Source organism: Microbulbifer maximicatervae (SeqCode) (assembly GCF_052467505.1).
The window spans coordinates 2,096,091-2,108,030 of the sequence record NZ_CP174313.1 but is presented as its reverse complement, the minus strand read 5'-3'; the positions used below and the strand labels follow the sequence as shown (position 1 = coordinate 2,108,030).

The following is an 11,940-nucleotide window of genomic DNA, read 5'->3' as shown; positions in this document are numbered from 1 at the left end:
ACGCTCGTTGATCAGTGTTTCCACAAATTCATATTGAAGCTTATCTAGTTTCTATTGAAAGATACTTCTGAAGATCAGCGGCGTTACCAACTTTTCACTTGCTGCCTTCGTAGATACTTATGGGGCGGTCACTCGCTCAAAAGAATGGTGGATAGTTGTGCATTCTATGGAGTTGTTATTACAATGCTAAAGGCTAGTAGGCGTTCAGGTGTCAATATAAAAAGCCGCCGTTTATATTATTATTCGTAGTTTAACTTTAGTTGTGTTATGGGCGTGGCCTCACATGGATGGATTCCTACCATCTAATTTCTCGAAAATAACTCCGGTTAATATGATTTAATTTGATATCAACAGGTTACGAGCTTTAAAAGAAAAGCATATTTAATCGTATTTTTTAGTAATTGCTTTGGGAAACATCAAGTTGTTGGTTATACACTAATGCCGCTGTATAAAATAGAAACCTCTGTACCAAGTTAACTTGTAAGATAGCCATTACTCCATCACTTAGCTAGAATGCCGATCATATATTCTAAAAGCCTATTATTGTTATTTTTTTTGGGGGGGGTATGAATAAGATTTTATTTTATATTTTTTTACTACTGATCTCATCTGGGTCCATAGCTGAAGATGTGTACCAAGATCCTGGAGTCTACGAGTCGAGCCTTTCACAGACTGCTGATGCACCTTTCCCCAGTTTTCCTGGGGAAAACTTAGACCTTCGTACAGGTTCAAGCTACTGGGAAATTCCCGGGCCATCATTACCTGGACAAGGTGGTTTGGATATGGGGGTAAATTTCTCATTTAAAAAAAGCACAGAAAGCGGTTTCTATAATCTGGGAAGCTGGGATTTAGAAATTCCGCGCATAGAAATTGCCGCGAGAACTCATGTATATGGCCACACAAGAGGGAGCTACAACAATAGAAATAAAGCTTGTGAAGATCCATATACCAAAGGAAGTGATTATCACGGGGTTCCAGATGGTAAAAGGAGCCCTATCAGTTTAGTGATTCCAGGAATGGCCCCGCAAGTGGTTCTTGAGAGAGATGCATCGGCCGATATCTACCCGTCTGGAGTCAAGTACTTAACTTCATCCAATTATATTGTTTACTGCTCAGATAATGGTGCAACATTTAAGGTGATTTCTCCCGATGCTATTACCTATGAGTTCAATGTACTTAGTGCAACAATGGGATTTTTTAGCTATAGAGATTACCCGGCATTTTTAACTATTTATCCAAGTAAGATTTATGATCCATGGGGCAATAAACTTACGTTTACCTACTATGACAGTTCGGCGGCAACAAAATTACCCGCTTACCATACACGGAAGATAATAGACAAAATCCAGTCTAATGATGGCCGGCTTATTGATTTTACTCACTCATCCGAAATAAATCCAAAGTTAGAGAAAATAACTGTTAACGGCCGTGTATGGAATTTTAAATATGAAAGTGCTACGACCACTTCAAAATATCTAGAGGAAATTATCCTGCCGGATAATTCTAAATGGGTTATCACACACGATAAACACCCAAAAGGACGCTGGAGTAACTCAACTTTTGGTGTCCTTCCAGAAAAATACAATTCCACTATAACTTCTAAATATTTATATGCTATTAAAGAGGTTAAGAGTCCAACGGGTGCAAAAGTAAATTATACATACACCGCACTGGACAAAAAATTCTGGGGGTTAAATGCCTGTTGCGGCAAGGTGCCAGTGATATTCACGAGAACGGTAAGTGGCAGTGATATCCCAACGCACTCCGCAACTTTTACCTTAAGTAAGCAGGAAAATAACAGTATTTCAAGAACTGAGATTGTGTCGGGTAACCGAAAGGATGTACTTGATTATCATAGGAATGTTTGGCAGCACGGTCTGTTAAGGAGCCATACGGTCTATGACGACGGGAAAAAGGCTTTAAAGAAAAGTTATACCTGGGGGCGTGCCGGGCGAATAGGGCGAACCTTTCTTGAAGGAGAACATGTCAGTAGCCAAACACTTCGCTGGGTGAAAAGTATAACGAGTGAGTTAGATGGAAAAACTCTCAGTATGATTTTTTCCGGGCAGGATAAATTGGGTAATTCACAGAAGATATCCGAAACTGGAACTAGGTCTAGAGTTGCACGGTATACCTATCATAATGACTTGGATAAGTGGTTTGTTGGCAAGGTGAAGAAGGCCTCTGTAGATGGGGTTTCAGATATTACCTCCTATACCTATGAGAAGAATAAAGTTAAAACTGTAACAGATAATAAGTTGACACAAACTTTCTATTACCACAGTAATGGGAATGTAAAAGAGGCTACTAGAACTGTCAGCGGTGTTTTGGAACGTGAATATTATAGCGATTATTATCGAGGGGTTCCAAGGCAGTTAAAAGATGCCGATGAAAATACAACCAAAGTTGTAGTGGACTATTTTGGAAACACTAAACGTATTACTGACGCTGAGAGTAATTGGGTTGAGTATGAGTATGATTCTTTAAACCGGATCTCTAAGGAAAAAAGGCCTGGTCGGGCAGATATGGTGATTACTTGGCCCTCAGTAACTCAAAAAAACACCACTCAAGGCAGCTATAGGAGTATAGAGAAATACAATGCCCTAGGTAATTTAAAATATAGTAAAGTTTGGGATACCAATTATGTATCCGAGCCAATTATTAGTACTAAGCAATATACAAATCGGGGTGCGCTCTACTTTACTTCTTGGCCTTCTGAGAGCGAAGGCCAAACAAAGGGCGTTAGACAATATTACGACGTTCTTGATCGTCTTAGTAAGGTAACCAACACAACAACCGGGAAAAGTAAGAATATTTGTTACGGATCTGCATGTATACAATCCGGTGAACCCTCAATTGGCTATGGACTGAGGACGACGAATGAAAAAGGTATAACAACAATTATGGATTTTGATGTTTATGGTAGCCCTAGTGAGACCTACCTAAAAAATCTATATCGAGAAAAGTCAGCGGGATCTAATAGCTTTGTCAAGACTACGCATGTGCGCAATGCAAAAGGTGTTATAAATTCTGTAACACAAGGTGGGGTAACTGAAACCTACCATTATAAGCCGGGTACTCGCTATATAGAGAAGATTACACGGCCTGAAATTATTGTTAATAGCTCTCTAGACGAAAAGGGTCAAATTGTTGAAAAATGGTACAATAATAATCGGTCGCAGATTGCAAAATACGATTATACAAAAAGTGGCCGATTGAAAAGTATTGACTACCCAGCGTCCACTTATGATGTATTTTTTGAATACTATAAAAACGGAGCAATGAAACGCGCCCAGCGGCTAGATGATGTAGAAAATCCTACTCATGAGTTGAGTTCTTGGTACTACAGTTATTATCAAGATGGTAATTTAAAAAGTGAGGAGCTATCTATCTCTGGGAATAGCCATAGTTTGGCATATAAATACAATCCCCAGGGAAGTGTGGACACGATAACTTATCCGTCGGGGGAAACAGTGAGTTTTTCTACTGATAGCTTGAGCAGAGATCGCGCGTTGTTTAGCAGTTATTCTGAAAAACCATCCAGGTACTTGGTAAATAGTGTGGATTACCATCCAAACGGTGCTATTGAAACCATTAATTTTAGTAACGGGCTTTCTCAAAGCTATGGCGTGGATTCTCAAATGAGAGTTGATAGGATTACTGTACCGGGTGCGGTAAATCTAAAATATGAATTTGACAGTTTGAATAATATCGAGTCCATTACCGATTATACTGACGGCGGTAGGAAAGACCACTTTACTTATGATGGTTTGAATAGGCTTTCTAAGGCCAGTGGTCCTTGGGGAGATTACACCTATAAGTACACTGATTCTGGAAATATAGATAGAAGAGAGAAAGCCGGAAGCGCTTCTTTGGTATATGCGTATGATTCCAATAATTTGCTGAGCGCAGTATCCGGTGCTTATAAATATGCTTACGAGCATGATAGCCGTGGCAATATCACCTATAACTCGAGAAATCACTTTATTTATGATTTTGCGGATAATGTTTTGGGTATGGGAGAGACGGAAAAAGCTGACGATTGGGTTTATGAGTATGATGCTCATAATAAGCGAGTAATTAACTATGCGGGAAGAGGTGAGTATATCTCGATGTATAACCGCGCTGGAAAGTTGATGGCAGAGATAGACACAAATGGAAATGTCAGTGAGTATTACTATCTTAATGGAGAGCTAATAACCAGAAGGGATGATTGTGTTTCATTTTCCGATGCCCAAGGTAATTGTAGGGTGAAGGTGGAGTGGATTATGCCCATAATTACATCACTGCTGAATTAGGAGGAATGATGAAAAGTATAATGGCATCAGTTATTCTGTTATGTTTTTTATTTTTCTCCACATTTGCTGCGGCAGAAGAAAAATTAACTTTTTACCATAATGATATGTTGGGTTCCCCCGTGGCGGCTTCTGATAAAGAAGGCAAGCTTCTATGGAGGGAATCCTACGAGCCCTATGGTAAAAAAGCGGGTGATGAGCAAAGCCTGAATCACCGCGGTTACACGGGGCATGCGGAGGATGCCAATACGGGACTTGTCTATATGCAGGCCCGTTATTACGATCCACTAATTGGCCGCTTTTACTCTATGGACCCGGTGGGGTATCTGGGGCATTTAGAGCGAGGAAACCCTATTCAGGGAATGAACCGCTACGCCTATGCGAATAATAACCCCTATAAATATAATGACCCGGATGGGGAGTTCTTAAACTTTGCTATTAAGTTTGCTGCTGATGTGGCCCTGACCGCAGCGCTGAATTATGCAGAGACTGGCTCTCTTAATCTGACTGGGGCAATGGGTGAAGCAGCAGTTGGTATGCTAAACCCAGCCAAAACTTTGCAGAAATTCAATCGAGTAGCAAAGCTTTACAAGAAGGGCGGCGGCTGTAGCTTTACACCAGAAACACTGATCCTGACCCAGGATGGCTATAAAGCCATCATTGAAGTTCAGGTAGGCGATATTGTTCTGTCCAAAAATGATATTACCGGTGAGCTAAGCTGGCGGGAAGTTACTGATACCTTTAAGGATTGGCACCAGGAAACTATTACATTCACAGTTGTTGATGAGAATGGTATTCAGGAAACGATTACCACCACTGCGGAGCACCCTTTCTATATCGCTGGGCAGGGATGGTTGCCGGCGGGTGAAGTTGGGATTGATACCGTCTTTGCGGGGTCTTCTGCTGAAGGTGCGATTAAAGTTGTTGGTATAACTGTTAATGATTCACCACAGTATGCCTATAACTTTACAGTAGATACTGACCATACTTACTTTGTTGGTAAGACGGATGTTTGGGTTCATAATCACTGTGATTTTGATGCTACAAAGGGAGTAAAAGCTTTACCTCCCGCAAAGGTAATGGACCATCACTTGCTTCCGAGGCAGTTTAATAAATTCTTCAAAGATAGAGGAATTGATATTGATCTGCACACAGTGACTCTGGGTGAGAAGACACACTTAAAAGGTGTTCATGGTAGAGGACTTGGCAAGATGCCTGGTGGTTGGAACAAAAGGTGGCAGGAGTTTATAGATAAAAATCCAAATGCAACTACCAAAGAAGTTTACCAGCAACTAGGTAGAATGATGGATGACTTCGGTTTAAACAATTCGCGGATTCATCCATATAAAAAGTAAAGGATATTGCATGAAAAAGATTCCTCCTTTTCAACTTGAGCCGAAAGCTTTAAACGATGAAGCAAAGAGCTTACCTGGTTTTAAATGGGCTGATGATGAAGTTGGTTCTAGGCACAAGCTTGGTGGAGAGCCCGATTTTATTCAGGGTGAAGATATTCCAGTTTGTGAAGATTGTGGAGAGCAAATGTCATTTTACGGACAGCTAGATTCAATTAATGATGACTACTGTATTGCTGATTGTGGAATGATATATACGTTTTTATGTTTTGATTGTAATACGGTAAAGTCAATCATCCAGTCCAACTAATAAGCAAGCCCGGCGATGCCGGGCTTGCTGTTTTACTCAGCAGTTGATCGGGGCTTGGTTGCCGGTGGTTTTTTCCTGTTGCATAGCATCTAGAGCTTCAAACATCACATAGTTAAATACCATGAGTTGTTGCCAAGGGGCTTCACTATCGGTCGGGGTGGGGTTTTTAGCTTGGTGCAGGCGAGCGCCTGACTTATAGTAGTCTTGGACACCCATAGAATAGAGGTAGATACCACTATCGTTACTGGCATTAGCTTCGATAGTTATCTTATCTAAATTAGCGGAAAAAAAGGGGGATTGCCAAGAAGTAGATACTTAGTCTTTGAGGGAGCTTTTTTAGGCAAGAAATCGGCATCAGCAGCTTTCTAACATGGGGTTGAGTAGAGTGAGTTTGGCAGAGAAAAAGCTCTGAAAGCCACTAATGCGATGTACCCAGCGGTTATCCAGCTGGGTGTAGTCTTGGCAGACACTCTCTACCGGTTTATAAACCGACACTAAAATTTCGGTTGAGGTAGCGTCAATACGAAGCCGGGATGTTCTGTTGCTTGAGGCGGGATGCTTTGAGAATGTTTTTCCCCGGTAATTGATTACCTCTTCTCTAAGAGGTGCCTTTTAGTGAACTTGGTATCGATATAAAGCCCTATATCACAAGGCTCTTGATCGTCGCTTGAGCCTTAATGCGACCTTTAACCTATGGCTTATTGAAGATTAGATATTACTCTTGCAAGTTAAGCGAAGCTTAATTTGTCGTCAATAAAAAGTGTGGAATTTATCTCATGATCTTAAACTGGCACTTGTGTTATAGAGCTTCGGTTAAATTCAAGGTGAGTCCCCTAGGGAAGTAAGGCGGATGAAGTTTAAAGTTAGTTACACTTATAAAACAAAATGTTGAATTCTATTTAGGTAAGGTGAGATAATTCTATTTTTAATATTAAATGGAGTTTGATCAAAGTGAATCTGGGTAAGATTGTTGGTGGTATATTCTTGATGGCTTTTGCCTCTTGTACTCTAGCTGAGTCAACAAACGTTAAAGGTAAAATCATATTTACTGAAGGGCATCGAGTACCGAATTGCCGCACTGTGCAGCTAGAGAGTAATACAACGAAGGAACGATTAACGTTTAGAATAAAAGATGACGAAGGATCTTCTGATATTCTCTCTATCACCTTGGCTGCCCTAATGGGGGATAGAGAGGTGCTGGTGACATATGATCCTGAGGTTACAACAGGCTGCGGAAAAGATCCTCAGATTCTTTATATCAGAATTCACTAAGTTGTGATAGCAATGATTAATTAACATTAGTCATTGATTGGAGGGAGGCGCTAGAGATAACAGGTAGCGCTCTCCCTGGCTGTACTTTTCTTTTAGTTTGGCACAAAGTTTAAGTGAAAGGAGTCATAGTTATACTACAAGAAAAAATATAGTAAACGTGGATAAAACAGTAAGAAATGATAGCAGTTAGGAATCAGGCCATAACCTATTTGCATGTTACGGAAAGAAAGCACCAGTAATTATCGATGCTGTATACTCCTTGTTTATCGCATTTAGTCTAGATTCACTCTACATTTTTTTGGATTCTACCTACCTCAATAAGCAAACTTCTGGATATCGGCTATGATATAGCAGATATTGTCACTAACAAGACGTCGTTATATGGCTCTAAATATCACCCGTCTAGCCAAATAGAGGGCAGATTGAAAGAGGGTTCTGTTGTTATATTCAGATGTTGGTTTTTACAGATCGCAAAAATACAGATCTGTAGCCTTAAATAAATCTACTTAGCCGTGTAAGATTGTAGATTACCTAAAAATGTACCGTAAGTGTCAATTGTAGGCTCTGGCCATAGCCAGCTATCCCTTATATTTCTCTTAGTCTTTCTAAGGTGATGGGATATTGTGAAATTGCTAAAATACCGTTAAATTGATTTTAAGCCTACTAAGGGTTATGTAAAAAAGTGCTTGACTCTAGTGTTTTCGCTTCTTCCGATAAATACTTATGCTGGTGAAGGATACCTTACCAAAGGTGTTACAGTAACAAAAGCATCATCGACTTCACAGAATGAGGATGCTTTTTGGGTATGGTATTCATCAAATACAGATAACTGCTCTGGGAAGATAAGATTTCAGCATAGTTAATGCAGGGGCTGAGGGAGTATTTCAGAGGAGTTTTACCCTGGCAACAACTGCTCTAATTTCTGGTAATAAAGTGGATGTTTGAAGTTGCAAGGATGATACTGACTGTTTCTCAGATGTTTCAATTTATGCTTGTTGAATAATAATGCTGTGGAAATTGCTTGATGGAATATTGCCGCAAAAAATTACAGCAGTTGTTGTATGCGTATTTGAAAATTGGATGCTTGTTTTTTAGGTTCTTTTGAATTTTAGTATAAGCCTTTCTGGAGCAAAGGCAAGTATCAGAATTTCAGATGCCTGCTAAAATGAATCTTCCTTTCTAATTTCGTGATCTAGTAAAGTGAAATATTTAGGGTTCGAGCCTGTTGATTTCAATATAGGCTGAAGTTGGAGTTAGGCAGATTCTACTAAGTATTGGTGTCTTCACTATCCCGATCTTAATATCCATTGAGAAAAATTCAGCAGTACCATACGGTTTGTGCTAAATCTACCAGTCGCTATTGATTTATAATTAAAGATTAGCGGTTTAGCTTTATTTTAATGTGGTGATTTATTGGTGTTTTCAAGGGGTTAATTTTTGGAGGGCTCATTATTCGAGGTGTAATCCTTTTTGATTATCTTATTTTAATTTTTCATTATAATTTGGGCTCGTAGGGGGCGGCAACACGTAGAGCTTGGCCGTTGTGGCGTAAACTTTATTTGTAGGGGGTGTATTGATATAATATGCATTGTGAGGTGCTAAGATATTACTTGTAGCTTGATTAAGAGTTTATGAGAAATATAGTTATAAATATTTACTTTTCTTTGTGGTTGTCTTCATTGATAAAATGAGTAATCTCTAGAGGTGAAACGATGCTCAGGAAAAATAGTTCTAGAATATAGACTAAAGTGTAAATTTTAGGCACTTAAATTGCTCGTGCGAATAAAATGGTAAAAGTAAGTGGTATTTCTACAAGCCAATACTGGGGCCTATTAATCCTTTTTCTGACAGTATTCCTAATCGCTAGTGATTTTACCGCCTTTTCACCGGCTCTCCCCGCTATCGCTAAAACCTTTTCTATACGCCTATCATTTGTGCACTGGGTAGTGAATGCCTACGCCTTGGCTTATGGGGTCATTATAGTAACTGGTGGACGTTTGGCGGATATTTATGGGCGTGGAAATACATTCCTGATTGGGATTGTAATTTTCTGTCTGTCATCACTACTGGGAGGTCTTTCTAGAGAAATAGAGGTGTTGTTGGTCGCCAGAGCACTGATGGGGTTGGGGGGCGCCTTAGCTTGGTCTGCCTTATTGGGCATGGCTTACACCCTATTGCCATCTGATCGGGCAGGGTTTGTTGGCGGATTTGTTTTGGCGGCATTAGGTGTGGCTACCGCCTGTGGGCCAGTTGTTGGTGGGATCTTGTCAGATTTTTTTAACTGGCGTTGGATTTTATTTATAAATATTCCAATTGCTGCTTTGGTGGTGTCTTTGTACGTTTTAAAGTACCCGGCGGAGGAGCATAAAAAAATAGAGGATCACATTGATTATCTGGGTATATTGACTCTTTCCCTGTCGCTGTTTTTATTTCTGCTCGCCTTGGATTTTATTGTTGAGCCTAGTGTTTCTAGATTTTTGGTGTTCTGCTTGTTGGTTATATCTGTAATCGCTGCAATGAGTTTTATACTTGTCGAGAAGCGAATGGCGGAGGATGCACTTATTCCAGCGAGTCTGGTAATTAATCGTGTCTTTATGGTATCAGGAATTAGTGTCTTTTTTGTCGCTATCGCGTTCTTTGCAATCCTTGTCTATATCCCTCTGCTTTTTATTAGCGTGCATCATTATTCCGCATTTCAGGCTGGATTGGCTTTGTTGCCAGCTATGGTCTCTTCTGGCGTTTTTGCCTTTGTATCTGGAGCAATTCATGAACGGCTTGGCCCAAAGCTGCTGCTCTGCTCAGGTGCTCTGGCGATGAGTCTGGGGCTTTTTATGCTCTCGGTTCACGGTAATCATATCGTCTATCTGGTCTTTGTACCGGGCATGCTATTGATTGGCATTGGATTAGGTATATTTAGTCCTGCCGCTGTGACTGCCGCAATAACTTCCGTAGAGGCCAGTAAATCCAGTTTGTCTGGCGCTATTGTCTATATGTTTCGTTTTTTAGGTGGCGCTGTGGGTTTGGGGATCAATTCAGCCATATTGGCATCAGCGCCGGATATTGCTACCGGTGTAAACCGAGCACTACTGGTAGATGGGTTTATTGTTCTGATAGGTTTCTTGATTTCACTCCTCTTCTTCCAAGAGAAGAAGGGAAGGTAATAAAGGGTTATCTATTCACTCCTGGTAATCTAGCTTTTTATTGTCTTTCACAGGCGTATTCGTCTTCTTACATCTTTCAAATATTTTTGTAAAGTATATGGCCGGCACTCAGAGCTATTCTTAAATTAACATTAGGGAAAGCTATCTCTATTTTAATTCGTATAGGCTATTGGCAATTTAACTTTGGTGGTTTCTACGGCATTGTGCTCTTAGCGGCCGCAAGTCAATATTTACGTCAACGGGATGTCGGATATGAAGCTGTCTTGGCTGTGTTTCTTTCGCAGAAAACTTTCTATTGCTTACTTTGCTTCAATCTTTGTCATATCAAGTTTTACTGTCCAGGCAGAAAACCTGCGGGGAAGCACCACGGGACCGACCTCTGCACCTGGATACAGTCACCCAGATCAGTTTCTTCATTTAAAGCCAGTAAAGCTGGCTGACAATATGTATCCGGTAATTCAGCATCCGCAAGAGGAAAAGCAGGCTAGACAGAAGCTGGCTCTTCTGGAGGAGAAATTTGGCAAAAAGCCCAACATATTGATTTTCTTACTTGATGATGTGGGCTGGATGGATGTTGGCTTTAATGGTGGAGGTATTGCTGTCGGCAATGCCACACCCACCATGGATAAATTGGCGAATGAGGGTCTTATTCTAACCTCTGCCTACTCAACACCTTCATGCTCGCCAACACGGGCAACGATTCATACCGGTCAGAACCCCTTGCACCATGGCATTTTGCGCCCGCCTATGTACGGTGAAGCCGGCGGTTTGGATGGCGCAGTCACATTGCCCGCCATACTCAAGAAGCTGGGATACATTACCCAGGGGGTCGGAAAATGACATATTGGTGAAAATAAGGGATCGCTACCGCAGAACGTTGGTTATGACGATTACCGAGGATTTCTCGGTGTATCAGATATGTATACGGAATGGAGAGACATCTATTTTAATCCGGAAGTGGCATTGTCTCCAGAGCGCTTTGCCATGATGCAGAAGGAGCCTTTTAGTCATAGCGAAGTACACTGTACGCCGCAGGATACGGAGCGGTGTGAAGATGTTCATTTGATTGATCTGGACTATGTCAAGGTGCTCGATGACCAATGGATGGAATACAGTGTAAATTTCATTAGGCAAGTGAAAAGCTCTGAAAAGCCATTCTTTTTGTATCACGCCCCCCGAGGTTGTCACTTTGATAATTATCCATCTGATAAATGGGCAGGGAAATCGCGAGCTCGTACAGTATATAGCGACTGTATGGTGCATATGGATTATGTACTTGCACAGCTATTTAGTGCTTTGCAGGAGACAAACCAGCTGGATAACACCCTGGTTTTCTTCACCTCGGATAATGGCCCCGAGTGCGAGGTTCCCCCTTATGGCCGAACCCCATTCCGGGGTTGTAAAGGTACGAGCTGGGAGGGTGGAGTAAGAGTGCCGACATTTGCCTATTGGAAGGGGATGATAAAGCCGCGCCGAACTGAAGGGTTGTTTGATCTGGCTGATCTCTTTAACACAGCCATTTCAATAGCGGGCAAGCCCGGTAGGGGGGT

7 protein-coding genes and 1 pseudogene are annotated in these 11,940 nt (G+C 41.1%); 7 read left to right on the top strand and 1 reads right to left on the bottom strand.

What is annotated here, in order from left to right; all coding sequences use genetic code 11:
- Positions 1–566: 566 nt before the first annotated feature.
- From ACJJIN_RS09225 to ACJJIN_RS09215, 3 genes are read left to right on the top strand one after another with little or no spacing between them, the layout of a single operon-like run.
- Positions 567–4,298 carry an RHS repeat domain-containing protein gene (locus ACJJIN_RS09225; protein ID WP_444897810.1) on the top strand — a complete coding sequence of 1,244 codons (3,732 nt, stop codon included), beginning with the start codon at positions 567–569 and terminating at the stop codon, positions 4,296–4,298.
- A gap of 5 nt (positions 4,299–4,303) precedes the next feature.
- The gene (locus ACJJIN_RS09220) at positions 4,304–5,650 is read left to right on the top strand and encodes a polymorphic toxin-type HINT domain-containing protein (protein ID WP_444897809.1); all 1,347 of its coding nucleotides are present in this window, start codon (positions 4,304–4,306) and stop codon (positions 5,648–5,650) included.
- A gap of 10 nt (positions 5,651–5,660) precedes the next feature.
- On the top strand, positions 5,661–5,957 hold the full coding sequence (locus ACJJIN_RS09215; RefSeq protein WP_444897808.1) for a hypothetical protein: 297 nt from the start codon (positions 5,661–5,663) through the stop codon (positions 5,955–5,957).
- 36 nt (positions 5,958–5,993) lie between these two features.
- On the opposite strand, the gene ACJJIN_RS09210 is transcribed toward ACJJIN_RS09215, so the two are convergent.
- On the bottom strand, positions 5,994–6,173 hold the full coding sequence (locus ACJJIN_RS09210; protein ID WP_444897807.1) for a hypothetical protein: 180 nt from the start codon (positions 6,171–6,173) through the stop codon (positions 5,994–5,996).
- Between the two features lie 735 nt (positions 6,174–6,908).
- Between ACJJIN_RS09210 and ACJJIN_RS09205 the strand changes: the two genes are divergently transcribed.
- From ACJJIN_RS09205 to ACJJIN_RS09190, 4 genes and pseudogenes are all read left to right on the top strand, one after another.
- Complete coding sequence (locus ACJJIN_RS09205) at positions 6,909–7,229, top strand: hypothetical protein (protein WP_444897806.1); 321 nt, start codon at positions 6,909–6,911, stop codon at positions 7,227–7,229.
- A 695-nt stretch (positions 7,230–7,924) separates the two neighbouring features.
- Complete coding sequence (locus ACJJIN_RS09200; protein ID WP_444897805.1) at positions 7,925–8,092, top strand: hypothetical protein; 168 nt, start codon at positions 7,925–7,927, stop codon at positions 8,090–8,092.
- A 924-nt stretch (positions 8,093–9,016) separates the two neighbouring features.
- Positions 9,017–10,390 (top strand): MFS transporter, encoded by a 1,374-nt coding sequence (locus ACJJIN_RS09195; protein WP_444897804.1) that lies wholly within the window; start codon positions 9,017–9,019, stop codon positions 10,388–10,390.
- 243 nt (positions 10,391–10,633) lie between these two features.
- Positions 10,634–11,911, top strand: a pseudogene (locus tag ACJJIN_RS09190) (sulfatase-like hydrolase/transferase); the annotation flags it as partial.
- Positions 11,912–11,940: the final 29 nt, after the last annotated feature.